The sequence below is a fragment of the Streptomyces johnsoniae genome, assembly GCF_031845565.1.
In the GTDB taxonomy this organism is placed as follows: domain Bacteria; phylum Actinomycetota; class Actinomycetes; order Streptomycetales; family Streptomycetaceae; genus Streptomyces; species Streptomyces johnsoniae.
Genome location: NZ_JAVREV010000014.1, coordinates 43,762 through 62,262, shown reverse-complemented (window position 1 = coordinate 62,262; position 18,501 = coordinate 43,762). Strand labels below are relative to the sequence as shown.

At 73.3% G+C, this 18,501-nt stretch carries 14 protein-coding genes and 1 other RNA gene; 3 read left to right on the top strand and 12 right to left on the bottom strand.

What is annotated here, in order from left to right; genetic code table 11:
• Nucleotides 1-74 precede the first annotated feature (74 nt).
• The 7 genes from RM779_RS23295 to RM779_RS23265 form a co-directional block, all read right to left on the bottom strand.
• Nucleotides 75-1,475 carry an NAD-dependent malic enzyme gene (locus RM779_RS23295; RefSeq protein WP_311619698.1) on the bottom strand — a complete coding sequence of 467 codons (1,401 nt, stop codon included), beginning with the start codon at nucleotides 1,473-1,475 and terminating at the stop codon, nucleotides 75-77.
• 281 nt (nucleotides 1,476-1,756) lie between these two features.
• Nucleotides 1,757-4,102 carry a HelD family protein gene (locus tag RM779_RS23290; RefSeq protein ID WP_311619697.1) on the bottom strand — a complete coding sequence of 782 codons (2,346 nt, stop codon included), beginning with the start codon at nucleotides 4,100-4,102 and terminating at the stop codon, nucleotides 1,757-1,759.
• 81 nt (nucleotides 4,103-4,183) lie between these two features.
• Nucleotides 4,184-5,431, bottom strand: a complete 1,248-nt coding sequence (locus RM779_RS23285; RefSeq protein ID WP_311619696.1) for a uroporphyrinogen-III synthase — start codon at nucleotides 5,429-5,431, stop codon at nucleotides 4,184-4,186.
• 110 nt (nucleotides 5,432-5,541) lie between these two features.
• The gene (locus tag RM779_RS23280; RefSeq protein ID WP_311619695.1) at nucleotides 5,542-6,939 is read right to left on the bottom strand and encodes a nitrate/nitrite transporter; all 1,398 of its coding nucleotides are present in this window, start codon (nucleotides 6,937-6,939) and stop codon (nucleotides 5,542-5,544) included.
• Between the two features lie 267 nt (nucleotides 6,940-7,206).
• Nucleotides 7,207-8,217, bottom strand: coding sequence for a DUF1015 family protein (locus RM779_RS23275; RefSeq protein WP_311619694.1), 1,011 nt, complete (start codon nucleotides 8,215-8,217; stop codon nucleotides 7,207-7,209).
• Between the two features lie 13 nt (nucleotides 8,218-8,230).
• Entirely contained in the window at nucleotides 8,231-9,469 is a 1,239-nt protein-coding gene (locus RM779_RS23270) for an ATP-grasp domain-containing protein (protein WP_311619693.1), read from the bottom strand.
• A 33-nt stretch (nucleotides 9,470-9,502) separates the two neighbouring features.
• The gene (locus RM779_RS23265) at nucleotides 9,503-9,640 is read right to left on the bottom strand and encodes a hypothetical protein (protein WP_311619692.1); all 138 of its coding nucleotides are present in this window, start codon (nucleotides 9,638-9,640) and stop codon (nucleotides 9,503-9,505) included.
• A gap of 214 nt (nucleotides 9,641-9,854) precedes the next feature.
• Between RM779_RS23265 and RM779_RS23260 the strand changes: the two genes are divergently transcribed.
• Together RM779_RS23260 and RM779_RS23255 are read left to right on the top strand one after the other, a co-directional pair.
• Nucleotides 9,855-10,781, top strand: a complete 927-nt coding sequence (locus RM779_RS23260) for a helix-turn-helix transcriptional regulator (RefSeq protein WP_311619691.1) — start codon at nucleotides 9,855-9,857, stop codon at nucleotides 10,779-10,781.
• A 28-nt stretch (nucleotides 10,782-10,809) separates the two neighbouring features.
• Nucleotides 10,810-11,823 carry a helix-turn-helix transcriptional regulator gene (locus tag RM779_RS23255; protein WP_311619690.1) on the top strand — a complete coding sequence of 338 codons (1,014 nt, stop codon included), beginning with the start codon at nucleotides 10,810-10,812 and terminating at the stop codon, nucleotides 11,821-11,823.
• A gap of 134 nt (nucleotides 11,824-11,957) precedes the next feature.
• Here RM779_RS23255 and RM779_RS23250 read toward each other — a convergent pair whose 3' ends face one another.
• On the bottom strand, nucleotides 11,958-12,923 hold the full coding sequence (locus RM779_RS23250; RefSeq protein ID WP_311619688.1) for a LysR family transcriptional regulator: 966 nt from the start codon (nucleotides 12,921-12,923) through the stop codon (nucleotides 11,958-11,960).
• A gap of 95 nt (nucleotides 12,924-13,018) precedes the next feature.
• On the opposite strand from RM779_RS23250, the gene RM779_RS23245 reads away from it, so the two are divergent.
• Complete coding sequence (locus RM779_RS23245; RefSeq protein ID WP_311619687.1) at nucleotides 13,019-14,341, top strand: MFS transporter; 1,323 nt, start codon at nucleotides 13,019-13,021, stop codon at nucleotides 14,339-14,341.
• Here RM779_RS23245 and RM779_RS23240 read toward each other — a convergent pair.
• The 4 genes from RM779_RS23240 to RM779_RS23225 all read right to left on the bottom strand — a co-directional run bounded on the left by RM779_RS23240 (nucleotide 14,328) and on the right by RM779_RS23225 (nucleotide 18,496).
• On the bottom strand, nucleotides 14,328-16,214 hold the full coding sequence (locus RM779_RS23240) for a penicillin-binding transpeptidase domain-containing protein (RefSeq protein ID WP_311619686.1): 1,887 nt from the start codon (nucleotides 16,212-16,214) through the stop codon (nucleotides 14,328-14,330). The genes RM779_RS23245 and RM779_RS23240 overlap by 14 nt on opposite strands.
• Before the next feature lie 159 nt (nucleotides 16,215-16,373).
• Nucleotides 16,374-16,744: a transfer-messenger RNA gene (gene ssrA / locus RM779_RS23235) on the bottom strand.
• 77 nt (nucleotides 16,745-16,821) lie between these two features.
• Nucleotides 16,822-17,307 (bottom strand): SsrA-binding protein SmpB, encoded by a 486-nt coding sequence (gene smpB, locus RM779_RS23230; protein ID WP_077061098.1) that lies wholly within the window; start codon nucleotides 17,305-17,307, stop codon nucleotides 16,822-16,824.
• A gap of 61 nt (nucleotides 17,308-17,368) precedes the next feature.
• Nucleotides 17,369-18,496, bottom strand: a complete 1,128-nt coding sequence (locus tag RM779_RS23225; RefSeq protein ID WP_311619685.1) for a S41 family peptidase — start codon at nucleotides 18,494-18,496, stop codon at nucleotides 17,369-17,371.
• Nucleotides 18,497-18,501 lie beyond the last annotated feature (5 nt).

The following is an 18,501-nucleotide window of genomic DNA, read 5'->3' as shown; positions in this document are numbered from 1 at the left end:
GCTGCGATCCTCCGCCTTGCGATCCACCGCATCCAACGACGCGGCCTGATCCACGAAGATCCAAACGACACGACCTAGGACTGGGCTGCTTCCCGGACGGCCCCCGCCACCGCGCCGGAAACCTTTTCGTTGAAGACGCTGGGCACGATGTAGTTGGCGTTCAGCTCCTCGTGTCCCACGACGTCCGCGAGGGCGCGGGCGGCGGCCAGCATCATCGCGCTGCTCACGGTCCTCGACTGGGCGTCCAGCAGGCCGCGGAAGACGCCGGGGAACACCAGCACGTTGTTGATCTGGTTGGGGAAGTCGGAACGCCCGGTGGCCACCACGGCGGCGGTCTGGCGGGCGATCGCGGGGTCGATCTCCGGGTCCGGGTTAGCGAGCGCGAAGACGATGGCCCGGTCCGCCATGGCCGCGACATCCTCGGCCGCGAGCACGTCGGGTGCGGAGACGCCGATGAACACGTCCGCGCCCGCCACCGCCTCCTTCAGGGTGCCGGTGACGCCCTCGGGGTTGGTGTTCTCCGCGATCCAGCGCAGTGGCGAATCGCCGTCCGCGCCGAGCAGATCACCGCGCCCGGCGTGCACCACCCCGTGGATGTCCGCGACCACCGCGTGCTTGACGCCCGCGTCGATCAGCAGCTTGAGGATGGCCGTGCCGGCCGCGCCCGCGCCGGACATGACCACGCGCACCGCGCCCAGTTGCTTGCCGACCACCCGCAACGCGTTGTGCAGGGCGGCGAGCACGACGATCGCCGTGCCGTGCTGGTCGTCGTGGAAGACCGGGATGTCCAGCGCCTCGCGCAGCCTGGCCTCGATCTCGAAGCAGCGCGGCGCGGAGATGTCCTCCAGGTTGATCCCCGCGAAGCCGGGGGCGATGGCCTTCACGATCTCGACGATCGCGTCGGTGTCCTGGGTGTCCAGACAGAGCGGCCAGGCGTCGATACCGGCGAAACGTTTGAACAGCGCCGCCTTGCCCTCCATCACGGGCAGCGCGGCGTGCGGGCCGATGTTGCCCAGGCCGAGGACCGCGGAGCCGTCGGTGACGACGGCAACGCTGTTGCGCTTGATGGTCAGCCGCCTGGCGTCCTCGGGATGCGCCGCGATCTGCGTGCACACGCGGGCGACCCCCGGTGTGTAAATCATCGACAGGTCATCGCGATTGCGAATCGGGTGCTTGGACGTCATCTCGATCTTTCCACCGAGATGCATGAGGAACGTCCGGTCGGAGACCTTGCCGAGTGCAACGCCGTCGATCCCGCGCAACTTGGTGACGATCTCGTCCGCGTGCGCGGTGGAACTGGCCGCGATCGTCACGTCGATGCGCAGCTTCTCGTGCCCCGAGGCGGTGACGTCGAGACCCGTCACGGACCCGCCGGAGGACTCCACGACGGTGGTGAGCTGGCTCACGGCCGTGCCACTGGCCGGGACCTCAAGCCGGACGGTCATCGAATACGAGACACTGGGCGCCGTTGCCATGAGTCGACTTCCTTCACTTTCCCGATATCGCCCCCCAAGTCGGTGTCACCTTACGAGAGGCACCCGGTACGACGAAAGCCAGGGCGGGTGGTCGATCAGACCATAGGAGGAGGCGCGGGAGAGCGGCCCGAAGAGGAGGTAGGAGCGCCGGCCCGCCAGCTCGCCTCGCGGCAAGGGGTCGCTCGAAGCGACTATGGTTGGGCCCGGGGGCATGAAACGGGCCGACGCCAATTCCAGGCTACCGCACTCACGCCCGGGGTCAACCGGCCACAAGGCGCAGGTCAGGGGCGTCCCCCCGCCGCGGCCCCCGCGGCGGCCTCCGCCGTTGCCCCCGCGGCGGGCCGGACGGCGAGCAGCTCGGGCACCCCGTCCTGACCCGGCCGGTCGGTGGGGCCGGAGAGCACCGAGAGGCGCTGGGTGGCGCGGGTGAGCGCCACGTACAGCACCCGCAGCCCGGCCGGTGACTCCTCGGCGATCTCGGCCGGTGCGACCACGAGCGTGGCGTCGTACTCCAGGCCCTTCGCCTCCAGGCTGCCGAGCACCACGAGCCGCCCGTCCCGCCCCGCCAGCCACTGCGCCGCCGCCGCGCGCCGCCGCATCGGCACCACGACGCCGACCGTGCCCGGCACCTCGGCCAGCAGCCGGTCCGCCTCCTCGCCCACCGCGCCTGGCAGCGCGTCGGCCGTGGCCGCCGCGGTGAACCGGGGCGCGACGCCGGTCTCGCGCACCGCGCGCGGCGGCTGCGCGCCGGGCATCGCGCGCCGGAGCACGCCGTCGGCGACGCGCGCGATCTCGGCCGGATTGCGGTAGTTGACGGTCAGCTCGAACGTGCGGCGCGTACGCCCGCGCAGCGCGGCCGCCTTCTCCTCCGCCGCCTCCTCGGGGGCGGGCCACGAACTCTGCGCCGGATCGCCGACGACCGTCCACGTCGCCTGCCGCCCGCGGCGCCCGACCATGCGCCACTGCATGGGCGTCAGGTCCTGCGCCTCGTCCACGATGATGTGCGCGTAGTCCGTGCGCTCCTCCTCGCGCTCCGGTGCCTCCCGGCGCGCGGCGGTCCGGTCCGCGTACGTGGTCACCTCCGCGAGTCCCGTCAGCTGGTCCAGCGGATCGGCCTCGCGGGGACGCGCGGGCCTGGCGGGCGCGCCGAGGAGCACGCGCAGCTCGTCGAGCAGCGCCACGTCGTGCGCGGAGAGCCCGGCGCCCTCCGGGGTGACGCGCCGCAGGGCGCGTGCCAGTTGCCGCACCTCGCGGGGCCGCAGCAGCCGCCGCGCCCAGCGCCCGAGGCGCTGCTCGTCCGCCATCGCCGCCAGCACGCCGAGCGGGGTGATCTCGGGCCACCAGGCGTCGAGGAAGTCCTGGAAGACCTCCTCGGTGCCGATGTCCTCGTTGAACGCCTCGCGCGCCTCCGCGGCGAGCGCCTGGGCCTCGTAGCGCGTGGCCGCGCCCGCCGCGTCCCACAGCGCGTCGAGCAGCAGCCGCCTGGCGCGCGGCCGCAGCAGGTTGACCGGCGCCGTTCCGCTCAGGGCCTGGCGCCGGACGCGGCCGAGCGCCTCGGCGTCCAGCTCGACGCGGCGGCCGAACGCCACGACCCGCAGCCGTTCCGGCGCGCCCGGCGCATCGAGCACGCCGCGTGCCGCCCGGTGCAGCACGCGCGCCATGACGGCCGAACCCTTGACGCGGGCCGTGGCCTGGTCGTCGTAGGAGTCGGCCTCCGCGCCCTCCACCAGCGAACCCAGCGCGCGGATCGCGACCTGCCCCTCCTCGCCGAGCGCGGGCAGCACGCCCTCGGTGTACGACACGAGCAGCGGGGTGGGGCTGACCACGAGGATGCCGCCCGCGTAACGGCGCCGGTCCCGGTACAGCAGGTAGGCGGCGCGGTGCAGCGCGACGGCGGTCTTGCCGGTGCCGGGGCCGCCGGTGACCTCGGTGACGGAGCCGGCGGGCGCCCGGATCACCTCGTCCTGCTCGGCCTGGATGGAGGCCACGATGTCGCTCATGCGGTGCCCGCGGGCCCGGCCGAGCGCCGCCATCAGCGCGCCGTCGCCCACCACGGGCAGCTCCTCGCCGCCGTGCAGGGCACGCAGCTCGGGGCGCAGCAGGTCGTCCTCGACGCCCAGGACCTGTCGCCCCCTGCTGCGGATGACCCGTCGGCGGACCACCCGGCCGGGGGCCACCGGAGTGGCCCGGTAGAACGGCGCGGCGGCCGGCGCGCGCCAGTCGATGACGAGCGGCACGTAGTCGGCGTCGAGCACGCCGAGCCGCCCGATGTGCAGCGTCTCCGCGATATCGGCGACGCGGACGCCGCCCTCCTCGCGCACCGCGTCGTCGGCGGGCTCCACGGAGGTCTGCGCCCCGTCGGGGCCGCGGGTGCCGTCCTTGCCCGCGAGCAGGTCGATGCGGCCGAAGAGGAAGTCCTCGAACTCGTTGTTCAGGCGCGCGAGATGGCGCCCGGCGCTGAAGACCTGCGCGTCGCGCTCCGCGAGCGCGCCCGGCGTGCCCACCTGGACACGGCGTGCCGCGTCCGCCATCAGGTACTCGGCCTCGTGGATCTTCTCCGCGAGCCGCCGGTACACGGTGTCCAGATGCCGCTGCTCGTCGCGGATCTCCCGGTCCCGCACGTCCAACGCTTCGGCCCCCTTCTGACGGTCGGCTCTGGCAGCGGTCCACCGTACGCCAGACCCGGGCCGTTCGCGCCGGTCGGACGGCTACTCGCCGTATTTCTGCCCGCCGGGCGCCGGGTCGAGGGCGAGCCGGTAGCCGCGCTTGACCACCGTGTGGATCAGCGCAGGCGCGCCCAGCGCGCCGCGCAGCCTGGCCATCGCGGTCTCCACGGCGTGTTCGTCGCGTCCGGCACCGGGCAGGGCGCGCAGCAGCTCCGCGCGCGGCACGACCCAGCCCGGGCGCCGGGCCAGCAGCCGCAGCAGCGCCATGCCCGCGGGCGGAACGGGCCGCAGCCGGCCGTCCACGACCACCGCGTGCCCGCGGATCTCCAGCCGCCGCCCGGCCACCGGAAGCGGCTGCGCGCGGCCGGGCAGCTCGCTGCACAGCAGCTGCACCAGCGGGCCGAGCCGGAACCGTTCCGGCCTGCGGATGGGCACGTCCCTCGCCTGGAGCGGCAACGCGGTGACCGGGCCGACGCAGGCGGCGAGCACGTCCTTGCGCAGCGCGGCGAGCAGGCCCTCGCCCGTGCCGCGTTCCTCGGCACGCCTGAGCAGGGAGGCGGCGGCCGGTGCGCTGGTGAACGTGACCGCGTCGAGCGACCGGCTGACGACGGCGTCGATGAGCCGGTCCAGCGGCCCGAGGTCCTCCGGCGGCATCCACCGGTAGACGGGGACGTCCACGACCTCCGCGCCCGCCTCGCGCAGCGCCTCGATGAAGCCGGGCAGCGGCTCGCCGTGCATCTGGAGCGCGACCCTGCGCCCGGCCACGCCCTCGTCCAGGAGCCGCTGGAGCACCTCGGCCATGGACTCGGAGGCCGGGGACCAGTCCTCGGTCAGCCCGGCGGCGCGGACGGCGCCGCGCACCTTGGGCCCGCGGGCCAGCACCTCGGCGGTGCCAACGGTGCGCAGCAGCTCCTCGCCGAGCCCCCAGCCGTCGGCGGCCTCCACCCAGCCGCGGAAGCCGATGGCGGTGGTGGCCACGACGACATCGGGGGCGTGGGCGATGAGGTTCCTGGTGGCGTCGAGGAGCTGATCGTCGTCGGAGAGCGGAACGATGCGCAGCGCGGGCGCGTGCTGCACTTCCGCGCCCCGCCGCCGCAGCAGGGCCGACAGCTCGTCGGCACGGCGCGCGGCGGTGACACCGACGGTGAAGCCGTCCAGCGGCCTGATCTCGGGCCGCGGTCCCTGGTCCGGCTCCGGCCGGGGCGCCTGCTTCCCGTTCCGCGGCCGCTCGTCCCGCTCGCGCTCCGGCCGGTCTTCCTGCCAGGTCGCCGCCGTGTCCGCTCCGCCCATGCGCTCCGCCCAGAGTCTGTCGTTCGGTGGTACCGAGACTGTCAACGGGGAATGACAGGCTCGGTACCCCATGATTTCCCGGGCGTTACGCCCGGCCCCTGCCGAAACGCTCACACTCCGGCATATGCGGCCGGTTCCGCCGTCCGGCCGTCGCCGCCGACCGCGCCGCCTGCGCCGCCCGCGGGGCGGTCCTGGCGGCGCAGGTATACGGCCCAGGTGACCGCGAAACATGCGGCGTAGAAGACCAGGAAGGACGCGAAGGCGCCGGTGCCGGAGCCGGTGGACAGGAAGGACTGCCGGAAGGCGAGGTTGATGCCGAGGCCGCCGAGCGCGCCCACCGCGCCGATCAGGCCGATCGCCGCGCCGGACAGGCGGCGCCCCCAGGCGGCGGCCTCCTCGCCGGTCAGCCCCTTGGCCAGGGCCTTGGCGCGGTAGATGCCGGGGATCATCTTGTATGTCGAGCCGTTGCCGAGACCGCTGAGCACGAAGAGGCCGATGAAGCCGACGAGGAAGACCGGCAGCGACTCGGCGGAGGAGGCCGCGATGACGACGCCGGTGGCGGCGGCCATGCCCGCGAACGTGTAGAGCGTGATCTTCGCGCCGCCGTAGCGGTCCGCCCAGTAGCCGCCGACGGGCCTGATGAGGGAGCCGAGCAGCGGTCCGATGAACGTGATCGACGCGGCCTGGAGCGGCGTCCTGTCGAACTGGTTCTGGAGGACGAGCCCGAAGGCGAAGCTGTAGCCGATGAACGAGCCGAACGTTCCGACGTAGAGGAACGACATGATCCAGGTGTGACCGTCCCTGACCGACTCCCGGGCGGCACCCGTGTCGTTGGTGACCGGCGCCAGGTTGTCCATGTGGCGCCAGGCCAGACAGGCGGCCAGGACGATGAGCGGCGTGTAGACCGCGAGCAGCACCCGCGGCTCGCCCTCGCCCGCGGTCGCGATGACCAGGAGCCCGACGAGCTGGATCACGGGGACGCCGATGTTGCCGCCGCCGGCGTTCAGGCCCAGCGCCCAGCCCTTCTTGCGCAGCGGGAAGAAGGAGTTGATGTTGGTCATGGAGGAGGCGAAGTTGCCGCCGCCGACTCCCGTGAGTATCGCGACCAGCATGAACGTGGTGTACGAGGTGCCCGGCTCCATCACGGCGAACGCGGCGGCGGTGGGCAGGAGCAGCAGCGAGGCGGACACGACCGTCCAGTTCCGCCCGCCGAACCTGGCCACGGCGAAGGTGTAGGGCACCCGGACCACGGCGCCGACCAGCGTGGCCATGGACACCAGGAAGAACTTCCCGGCCGCGTCGATGCCGTACTCGGGGCCCATGAACAGGACGAGCACGGACCACAGGGTCCAGATGGAGAAGCCGATGTGCTCGGAGACGATCGAGAAGAGCAGGTTGCGGCGGGCGATCCGTTCGCCCTTGGCCCGCCAGAACTCCTCGTCCTCGGGGTCCCACTCGTCGATCCAGCGCCCTCCACGTCGGGTGGCGGCGGGTTCTGGGACGGTCATGGCGCCTCCATCGAGGGTCAGGGGTCGTGCTCTGCCCGAAGGTAGGGAGGCCGCGTTTCGGCGCTGTGGCGCGAGGTGACGCGAACGAAACCTTGCTCTCACCCGGCACCTACCTCCGCCGTGAGCGGCCCCGCCGGACGCCGCCCGGCGTCGCCAGGTCAGTATCCCGGGCCGGGGAGCCGCGTGCCGCTGGAGCATCCGGGACCTGTCAAGTCGCGGTTCGCCCGTTCGGGTGGGTGGGGGTGAGGGGCGTGCGCCGCGGGGCGCTCAGGCGCGCGGCAGCCGGCCGAGCCGGCCGGGCAGGGGCAGCGGGCCGAGGCAGGTGCTCTTCGGCGGCATGCCCGCGCCGCTCGCCGCGCCCGACCAGATCTGCTCCCACGTCGGCGGCGGCAGGATCAGGCCGACCTCGCCAGGACCCGGGTACTGGCTGGTGTAGCGGGGCGCGGCCTGGATGCCCTGGTCCTCGCACAGGGCCGGGATCAGCACGTGGTCGCTGATCGCGGCGGGCAGCTCCACCCAGTCCGGCGGCAGGAAGCGCAGCCGGCCCGCCATGGCCGCCGGGGAGATCTCCGACAGCGCCCACACCTGCCCGCCCCCGGTGAGCAGGAACGTGCCGGGGCGCGGAGCGGGCCGCACGCCCGGCGGGTGCTCGTGCACGCGGGCGATCCCGGCGGCGGTGCGCACCGCCCGTTCGATGTCGAGTCCTGGCACCACCCGGTGCGTCGCGGCCAGGGTCAGCGGGTAGTGCCGGTGGTCGACGACCAGCGCGAGGAGCCGGTCGGCCACGGCGCCGGGGTGCGCCCGATGCAGCCTGCGGGCTGCCTCAAGACGGTGGTGGCCGTCGGCGAGCAGCACCGGCGGCAGGGCCGGCGGGTCGGCGGTCCAGGAGGCGTCGCACGCCCACAGACGCTGCACGCCGCCCTCGGGCGTGGCCAGCTCCTGATCGGCCGGGCCCGCGATGGTGCGCGCGATGCACTCCTCGAACGGGCTCAGGTCGGGGGCGGCCAGCAGCAGCGGCTCGATGCTGCCGCCGCGTTCCTGGAGCAGGCGGGCCTGGAACCGCACGTCCGCGTCGGCCACCTGCTGGTGGCGCAGCACGTGCCCGGTCTCCACGCCGTGCAGGGCGAGGGCGCCGATGACGCCGCGCTGTTCGACGCGGCCGAAGAGGTCCCTGCGCTCCAGCACGTAGTAGGCGGCGCGGCCGAGCGGTTTGGCGAGGACGCCGTGGAAGGGGAGGAGCAGGTCGGTCCGTGGGGACGGGGTCCTGGGAGGGACCATCGCGGGGAACTGCTCAGGCGGCAGAGTGCTCCTCCTCCTTCGCCGGCGCGGACACCACGGGTCGCAGGGTGTCCTGTGCCTTGCGGAGCACGGCTTCCAGCTCCTGCGGGCCGTCGGCGACCGCGGTGACGAAGCCGTGGAGGGAGCCATGTCCGGCGACCCGGCTGGTGGCCTCCGGAACATGGCTGCCGGCGGGAACGTGCACCTCGACGCTCGTCACGCCCGCCACCGCGCGCGCCTCGGGTACGCCCTCCACGGCCTCGATGTGGCCGGGCGGCAGCGTCAGGAAGCGCGTCCCCGCGTACCGGCCGCCCTGTTGCGGGGGCGGCACCGGGAGGTGGAGCGCGGTCGCGATCGCGAGGGCGGCGATGTCCGTTCCCGTGGCCAGCAGCAGCAGATCGCTGATGTGGTCCGCGCCCGGGTGGGCGTGGGACTCGATCAGCCGCGGTCCCGCCGCTGTGACGATCACCTCGGTCTGGGACGGTCCGCTGCGCTGGCCCGCGGTGTTGAGCGTGGCGATGACCAGGTCGTGGATCTCACGGACGGTGCCCGGGTCCAGGTCGGCCGGCAGGTCGTAGCCGGTGCCCGCGCAATCCGCGTCGCAGCTGTGGTACTTCCTGGTCACGGCCAGCACGGTGTGCGTTCCCGCGCACGAGTGCGCCTCGACGCTGTACTCGGGTCCTTCGAGGAACTCCTCGACGATCAGGGCCGGTTCATAAGGCAGCTCGGCGGCCAGGAGCATCGCGTCCGCCGCTGTGCGCAGCAGATGGACGTCCTGGCCGCCGGAGCCGGTGCGCGGCTTGGCCACGCACGGGAAGCCGACGCGCTCGGCAACGGCCACCAAGTGGGCGGCACGGTCGCAGTGCTCGAACCGGACGGGGGCACCGGTGAGCTGGTTGACCTTGCCACGCAGGGTAGCCTTGTCCGTGAGGTACGCGACGGCCGCATGGGGGTTGCCGGGGAAGCGGAGCGCTTCGTTCGCGCGAGCGGCGCTGAGCGCGCTCGGCTCGGCGAACCCGAAGACCGCAGCCCTGGCGGGGAGGTGCGCGAGGTGACCAATGGCCATCATCAGCCGCGGGTGGTCGGACCAGTCCACGGTCATGGCGTCATCGGCCGCCGCCGCGGCCTCCCGGATCACGGGGGCCGACAGATCGGGCGCGAGCACGAGGCTGCGGGCACCGACGCGACGGGCGGCCTCCACGACGGTGGGACGTGGACTGAGCAGGACCGCCAAGGGAGCTCCGGGCGTCATCGTGCCGCCTCCTTGCCCTCGCGGACGGCCGGATCAGAACCAGGTGTTCTGCGTGCCGACCGACTGTGGTGCGACCCCCGCCGTGTCCTGCGAAGACTGCGCGGTGGCGACACCGGCCGACGCCGCCGTGATCATAAGAGCTGCGACGACGCTGAGAACAAACTTCTTCACGGGTTCCCTCTTCCGTGTCCACATAGGCGAACATGAGTGGCATGTTGGCCCAATCATGCTCACGAGCTTTCACCAGGAAGTCGATAGAGTCGCTGTGGCATCATCTCGCCTGTCAGGTTGACGCCAAGGGGCTGGCTGATGTCGTTCAAGGAAGTAGAGCGTGCACGAATCCGGCGAAATAGACGCAGCGGCCACCCGAGTTTATCGCCTCCGCGTGATCCATCCCACGGATTCCGTGGAACAGATCGCGGCGCGGTCGGGCCTGACCGCCGACGAGGTGACGAGCGCGGAGTCCCGCCTGTTCGCGCTGGGTCTGCTCAGGCCCTCGCCCGGCGGTGGCCGGGTCGCCATCAGCCCGGAGAGCGCCGCCGACGCGCTCCTCGCGCCCCTGGAACAGGACATCCTGCAACGGCGCATCGCCATGGCGACGACGCGCGCCCGCCTGCACTCGCTCTCCGGGGACTACCTGGAGGCGCGCAGCATGCGGTCGGCGAAGACCGTCATCGAAGTCGTCGAGGGCATCGACAACATCCGCGCCGTCATCGACGACCTGGCCCGCACCTGCGTCAAGTCCATCGACGCGCTGACCTCGAGCCGCCCGACGGAGGAGGCCATCCGGGCGTCGACGCCGCTCGACCTGGAGCAGCTCGAACGCGGTGTGCGCACCCGGCGCGTGTTCCAGCACGCGGCGCGCAAGCACTGGACAAGCGTGCAGTTCCTGGAAACGCTGGCCACGGCGGGAGCCGAGGTGCGCACGGCGAGCGCGCTGCCCTCGCATCTGCTGATCTACGACCGGAGTTGCGCGGTCCTGCCGCTCGACCCGCAGCACACGGCCGCCGGCGTGGCCCTGGTGCGCGACCCCGCGGTGCTCAATTTCCTCCAGCAGCTCTTCGAGCACTACTGGGACCGCGCCCTGGACTTCGCCGAGGCGGAGCAGCGCTCCGGCGCCGAGCCGACCGGGGTGGAGCGGGATGTGCTGCTGATGATGGCGGCGGGCAGGAAGGACGAGGCGATAGCCCATCAACTGGGCATGTCGCCGAGGTCGGTGAGCCGGATCGTGGCACGGCTGATGGACCGGCTCGGCGCCGAGAGCCGGTTCCAGGCGGGTGCCAGGGCGGCGTTGAACGGCTGGCTTTCCTGACGAAGGCCCGGCCCGGGAGGGGGTGAGCATGGCGGAAGGCGACAAGGTGTGCCTCGGCTCGTTCGAGGACGAGCTCGACCGGGTGACCCTGCGGGTCTATCAGCTGCGGGTGACGCATCCGACCGACCAGGCCGGTCAGTTGGCGGCGCGGGCCGGACTGCCGGCCCACGAGGTGGTCCGCGCCGAGGAACGGCTGTCCCGCCTCGGCCTGCTCCAGCAGTCCCCGGGCGGCGGCTGGGTGGCCGTGTCCCCGGAGAGCGCCGCGGAGAGCCTGCTCGCCCCGGTGGAACAGGACATCTTCCAGCAGCGCATCGCGATGGCGGCCACCAGGGAACAGCTGCTCGCGCTGTCCGGCGACTACCTGGAGGCGCGCAGCCTGCGTTCGGCGCGCAGCAGCATCGAGGTCGTCGAGGGCCTGGACAACATCCGCGCCGTCATCGACGACCTGGCGCGCACCTGCGCCGAGTCGCTGGACGCGCTGGTGCCGGGCAGCGGGCAGACGGAGGCGGCGATCCGGGCCGCCACGCCGCTCGACCTGGAGCTGCTGGCCCGCGGCATACGCATCAGGTCGCTGTTCCAGCACAGCGCGCGCCGGCATCGCGGCACCGTTCAGTACGTGGAGACCATCAGCTCCGCGGGCGCGCGGGTGCGCAGCGCGAGCGTGCTGCCCTCGCGCATGCAGATCTACGACCGTTCGTGCGCCGTGCTGCCGCTCAACCCCAAGCACACGGCCGTGGGCGCGGCGCTGATCCGCGACCCGGGGGTGCTGACGTTCCTGTGCAAGATCTTCGACCACGCCTGGTCCGAGGGCAGTGAGTTCACCGAGGCGGACGGCGCCCCGCTGGGCGAGGCACCGACCGGTCTGGAGCGCGAGGTGCTGCTGCTCCTCGGCGGCGGCCGGACGAACGAGGAGATCGCGCAGCGCATGGGCATCTCGCAGCGGTCCGTCAGCCGGATCGTGGCGCAGCTGATGGCACGTCTTGAGGCGGCCAACCGTTTCCAGGCGGGCGTGCGGGCGGCGCAGAACGGCTGGCTCTCCTGACCCGGGCCCCGGCGGGCGCCGTGTCAGCCGTCCCGCAGCACCCACACGCCGACCGGGGTCGCCGGTGATCAGCCGCCCTGCCCCCGGCCGATCGGCCGCGGCGGCGGTCGCGGCGGTCGCGGTCGCGGTCGCGCCTAGTGCAGGCGAAGGTCGGCCTCCGGGGCCCAGCTCCCCGCCGGGCGGGTCAGCCATCCGCCCGCCTCGCCCAGCTCACCGGCCGCCGCGGCCAGGGCCGCCACCCCGGGGTGACGCAGGCCGCGGCGCCACACCATGGACACCGGGGCGAGCGGCACCGGCTGAACGAGCGGGCGCAGCGCCATCCCTGGCACCTCGGTGAACTCCTCGCTGGCCAGCACCGACCAGCCCCGCGCCCGCACCACACGGTGGAACTCCGCCTCGCCCTCGATCTTCGGGAACGGCGGCGCCAGGTGGATGCCGCGCCCCTGGAACAGGCTGCGCGCGTAGTCCGTCCACTCGGTGGTCTCCTCGTTGCCCGCCGCCGCGTACAGGGTCTCGCCGGCCAGCGCGGCCAGCGGCACCCGCGGCAGCGCCGCGAGCGGATGGCGGTCGGGCAGCAGCACGGCAACGCGCTCCCAGCGGATCAGGCGGTGTCCGAGACCGGCGCGCACCCCGGGTGGCAGCCCGGCGACGCGGCCGAACGAGACGTCGAGCGTTCCCCTGGCGATCTCCGCCGCGGCCCGCGCGAGACCGCTGTGGAAGCGGGCGACGAACTCGATGTCCGGGGCGGCGTCCCGGGCCGCGGCCAGCACCAGGTGGCCCGTGGCCACGGGGGCGGCGACATCGACGACGAGCGGCCGTCCGGCACTCGCGCCCACCGCCCCCGCCAGGTCCTCGTGCGCGGCGAGCACCCGGCGGGCCACGGGCAGCAGCCGGCTCCCCTCGGGGGTCAGGGCCACGTGCCGGGTGTCGCGCGTGAACAGCGGCGTGGCCCACTCCCGTTCGAGCCGCCCGATGTCCCGGCTGAGCGCCTGCTGGGCGACGAACAGCCGGGCGGCGGCGCGGGTGAAGTGCAGCTCCTCGGCGACGGCCACGAAGGCGCGCAGCAGCCTGGGGTCGGTGTCACGGGGCACGCGGGCCATTGTCGCCCACCGTCCCCGATTCACAACGCAGGTGCGTGAATGGCCGCTGATCAGGTGTTGGACGCCGCCGCGGGGCCGCCGCGAGGGTGGCACACATGCCGCACTCCCCCGCTTCCGCGCCCTCACGTCTGCTGCTGACCGTCAGCGGCGGCCAGCTGATCGCCGCCGCGCCCGGCGAACGCCCGCCGCGCCGCGGGCGCCGGGGCCCGCGCCGACTCGCGCCGTACGCGCGGCTGTTCGCCACGCCGGGCACCGTGGCGTTCACCGTGCCGAACCTGGTCGCCCGGCTGCCCTCCGGCATGTTCGGGGTGGCCACCGTGATGATGCTGACCGCGCACCACGGCTCCTACGCGCTGGCCGGTGCAGTGGTGGCCGCGGGCCTGGTCCTCGCCACCGTCGCCGGGCCGCTGATCGCACGCCTGGTGGACCGGCACGGCCAGGCCCGGGTCATCGTGCCCGCGGCGCTGCTGACCGCGACGGGACACCTGGGGCTGCTGGCGTGCGTGGCACTCGGCGCCCCGGTGTGGAGCTACTTCTGCTGCCAGCTGCTGACGGCGGCCCAGCCGAACACCGGCGGCCTGTCCCGCGCCCGCTGGGCGCACCTGCACCGCGGCCCGGCCGCCGGTGCCGTGGCGGCCCGCCACACCGCCAACGCCTTCGAACAGGCCATGGACGAACTGTGTTTCATGTGCGGCCCCGTGGTCGCGGCGCTGCTGTGCACGGCGCTGTTCCCCGAGGCCGGCACGCTGACGGCGGCGGTGCTGATGCTCGGCGGCACCCTGGCGTTCGCGGCGCAGCGCCGGACGGAGCCCCCGCCCGCGCGGCAGGCGGTGCCCGGGCCGCCGCCGCTGCGGGCCCCCGGCATGGCGGCGCTGCTCGGCACGTTCCTGTGCGTGGGCTCGCTGTTCGGCGCGATGGAGGTGGTAACCATCGCGTTCGCCGAGGAGCGCGGGCAGCAGGCCCTGGCCGGCGCCGTGCTGGCGGCGCAGGCCGCCGGCTCCGCCGCGGCGGGGCTGCTCTTCGGCCTGCTCCGCCCGCGCGGAACGGTGCGCGGCCGGTTCACCCGGTGCGTCGCGGCCATGGCGGTGCTGATGTCGATGCTGCCGCTCGCCGCGCGCGCCGAATCCCTGCTCCTGCTCGCCCCGGTGCTGCTGATCGCGGGAATGGCGACCGCCCCGGCCATGGTCACCGGCATGACGCTGATCCAGCAGGTGACGCCCGCCGGGCGGCTGAACGAGGGCATGACGCTCGCGGTGGCCGCGCTGCTCGGCGGCATAGCGACCGGCTCGGCGGGCGGCGGCGCGCTCGTGGAGGCCCACGGCGCGGTGACCGCGTACGCCTTCCCCATGGCCGCGGCCTGCCTGGCCGCGGCGGTGACCGCGGCCACCCGCCCCCGGCGGCCGACTACAGCGCGTTGAGGAAGTCGGCGGCGAGCGGCCCGGCATCCGTGCCGCCCGAGCCGCCGTCCTCCAACATCACCGCGAAGGCCAGGTCGCTGTCCGCCAGGAAGCCGATTATCCAGGCGTTGGTGGACAACTCGCCGTCCTCGTCACGGAACTCGGCCGTGCCGGTCTTGCCGTGCGGATCGCCGGGCACGCCGTCCAGCGCCGAAGCGGACCCGTCGGTGACGGTGTCGCGCATCATCGACCGCAGTGCCTCGGCGGTGCCCTGGCTCAGCCCGGCCCCGGCCTCGTGCCGCTCCTCCACCGCGTCCGGCACGAGCACGGGCTGCCGGAAGGTGCCGTCCGCGACGGTGGCCGCGACGGACGCCATGACCAGCGGGCTGGCCTGCACCCGGTCCTGCCCGATCAGCGAGCCGGCCAGCTGATTCGGCGACTCGGTGACGGGCACGCTGCCGTCGAAGGTGGTGGCACCGACGTCCCATACGGCGCCTATCCCGAAGGACTCGGATATGCGGCTGAGCGAGTCGTGCTCGAACCGGTCCAGATTGTCGATGAAAGCCGTGTTGCAGGAGGCGGTGATCGCCTCGCGCAGGGTGGTGCCGGGCCCCAGCTCGAACTCGTCCTGATTCTCGAAGCGCTGGCCGTCGACCGTGACGTACTGCGGGCAGCCCAGCACGTCGTCGGGGGCGGTGCCGCCCTCCAGCAGGGCGGCGGCCGTCAGCACCTTGAACGTGGAGCCGGGTGCCAACTGCCCCTGGAGGGACCGGTTGAACCCGTCGGCCGGCCAGTCCGCGGCGGCCAGTACGTGCCCCGAGGACGGCTGGACGGCGACGATCGACCCGTCCCGCCCCAGGTCTTCGAGCGCCGCCTCGGCGGCCTGCTGTACCTGCGGGTCGAGCGTCGTCCCCACGGGCGTGCCCGGCTCGCCGCCGTCCTGCTCGTGCAGGGTCTCCACGGCGTCGCCCGACTCGCGGTCGGCGATGACCACGGCCGCCGGCGCGGTGCCGGCGAGCTGCTCGTCGTACCGCTCCTGGAGACCGGAGGTGCCGGCGCCGGTGTCCGGGTCGACCCCGCCGACCAGCGGCCGGGCGGCGTGGGCCAGCGTGCGGCTGCCCTCCCGGGCCTGGAGCCCCTCGACGGCGCGGAGAGCGTCCGCGTGCTCCTGGTAGTCGGCATCCCTGAGGGTGATCACCGACACGGCCTGGTCCGGGTCCGCCTCCGCCACCCGGTCCGCCAGCGCTTCGGTGTCTATCCCCGCGTCCAGCTCATCGAGCGTGGCGTAGGCGGCATCCGGATCGGTCAGCCGGGCGGGCCAGATGCTGATGTCCCACACGGCTGAGGGCCCGGCCAGCTCACTGCCGTCGGCCGCGAGGACCGGCGCCCGCTCGGCGTCCTCCACGGACAGCACCAGCGTCTGCCCCTCGGCGAGCTGCGGGTGCACGAGCGCGGACTCCCAGCGCACGGTCCAGTCGTCCGCGCCGTCCGCCGCGGGGAGCATGACGGCGGTGGAGTCGTAGGACCACTCGCCGATGCCCTCAAGCGTGTAAGTCGCGGTGAAGGGCACGGCCAGCGCGTCGTCCTGCTCCTCGCCGCCGGGCTCCGCCGGATCGCCGGAGACCTCGAACGCCACCGACTCCGCGCGCATGTTGCCCTGGACGGAGTCCAGCAGAGACTGCGCGCCCTCCGGATCGTCCGTCAGCCCGGCCGCGGCCTGGAGATCGCCCGACGCCCAGGCGTCGAGGAACGACTCGGCCCCGCTCCTGGCCCGGTCCGCCCGGTCGTCCCCACCGCCGTCCCCGCGCACCAGCAGCACACCGAGCACCGCCAGCACGACGACCACGGCCGTCCCTCCGATGAGCGCCCCCAGGCGCACACGATTCCTCCCCATGCACCGCACCCTACCCCCGCCCACTGACAGAGAGTAGCGATCCCCCCTGTGAAACACCCCATAACACCACGCTCCGCGCGCGGTCACACACGAAGCCGAGCAAAAACGACGAAGGCGACCCGGCCCGCGCGGTCCGCGGGCATACGTCGCCTGTCGTCTTCGTGGAGATGGCGGGAATCGAACCCGCGTCCAACGGAGTGGAAGGAGGGCTTCTCCGAGCGCAGTCCGCTGTGCTTTTCTCGGCCCCGGAGATCACGCGGACAAGTCTCCGACGGGCTCAGTCACTGTGTGTTGTCCCTCAGGCTCCCGTGACCGAAACCTTTGGTGAGTCCCCTAGCTGATGCCAGACACCGGGGAGGGAACACCCCCGGGCTGACACTTCACAGCTCGCTGCTTATGCAGCGAGGGCGAAGGAATCGCGCTTCTGATTGGCGATTATTTTTTTGCGGCACATGGTTAACGAGATCATTGCCGCGTTCCTCGGCTCGCTTCCCCTGCTTCGACAGCCGCTGTCGAAACCGATCATCCCCGTGTTGAGTTAACAAACAGCCCGTCCCGGTCATTCCTGACGCGGATCACCGGTGACGGCGCCACCCCCAAGTGTACGTCACGCCCGCTGCTTGCGGCGAGCCGCCGACATCGCGCGCTCCGCCTCCCGGCGGTCCTGCTTCTCCCGCAGCGTCTGCCGCTTGTCGAACTCCCGCTTGCCGCGCGCCAGCGCGACCTCGACCTTGGCCCTCCCGCCCTTGAAGTACAGCGCGAGCGGCACGAGCGTGAGGCCGCTCTCCTGGATCTTGCCGATCAGCTTGTCGATCTCGGAGCGGTGCAGCAGCAGCTTCCGTTTGCGCCGGGCGCTGTGGTTGGTCCACGTGCCCTGCGCGTACTCCGGAATGTGCACGTTGTGCAGCCAGACCTCGGCCCCGTCCAGCTGCGCGAAGCCGTCGACCAGCGAGGCCCGCCCCTGGCGCAGCGATTTGACCTCGGTGCCGGTCAGTACCAGTCCGCACTCGTACGTATCCAGAATGTGATAGTCGTGTCGCGCCTTCTTGTTCTGCGCGATGAGCTTGCGCCCCGTCTCTTTCCCCTTAGCCATGACCCGACCACTCTACTGGGCCGCGCGCCCGCGGGCCCGGGAGTTAATGGCCCTGCCGGACCTAACCGCCGGCCGCGAGGCCGCCCAGCACCGTGTACGCCTCGGCCTCCGCGTCGGCGCCCGGTGTCACGGGCAGGTCGGGGGTGATCCCGTCGTCGTCGACCGTCCGGCCCGATGGCGTGGCGTAGTGGCCCACCGTGAGTTCCGCGACGGAGCCGTCCGGCTGCTCGCTCGGCAGCTGGACCGTTCCCTTGCCGAACGTGCGCGAGCCGACGACCACCGCGCGGTTGCGGTCCTGCAACGCGCCGGTCAGCATTTCGGCCGAACTCATCGTGCCGCCGTCCACCAGTACGACCAGGGGGCGCGCGGTGTCGCCGCCGGGCTCCGCGTGCAGTGCCTCCTGACTGCCGTGCACGTCGTAGGTGGCGACGAGGCCGCCGTCGAGGAAGACGCCCGCGGCCTCCGCGGCCTCCGCGAGCAGGCCGCCCGCATTGCCGCGCAGGTCGAGCACGATGCCGTCCTCCGCGGGGATCTCGGCGACGGCGGCCCGCAGCGCGTCGGCCGAGCCGCGGGTGAACGCGCTGACGTGGATGCGCGCGGCGCCGGGCGCGTCCCGTTCGACGGTGACCGGCTGGATGGACAGCCTGGCCCGTTCGATCTCGGTCTCCCACGTGCGGCCGTCCCGCTCCAGGCCGAGCCGCACGGTGCTGCCGGGCCCCGCCCGCTCGGGCCGGTCGCTGCCGCGCAGGCGGCTCACGGCGTCGGTGACGGGGCTGCCGTCGAGGCCGACGCCGTCGATCGTGCGGATCTCGTCGCCCGGCCGGATGCCGGCCCGCTCCGCGGGGCTGCCCGCGTGCACGTCGCTGACCTCGATGTGGCCGGCGGAGGTGCGGACGACCGCTATGCCGGTGCCGACGTATTCCCCGGCGAGGCTCTGGGCCATCTCCGCGTACTCCTCGGCGGAGTAGGCGGATGCCCACTGGTCGCCGCTTTCGCTCACGATCCGGCCGGCGTCGCCCCGGCCGTCCGCCGTGCCGCGCGTCGGTGGCGGGCCGGGCTCGCTGCCGCCCGCCGCCTCGGGCCACGCACCGGTGGCGGCGCCTGTCATGAGCACCCCCGCGAAGACGAACGCGAGAGCCGTCCCGCGCCGTGCGGCGCGGGACGAAATGTCGTGACACGGACGTGACATGGTGC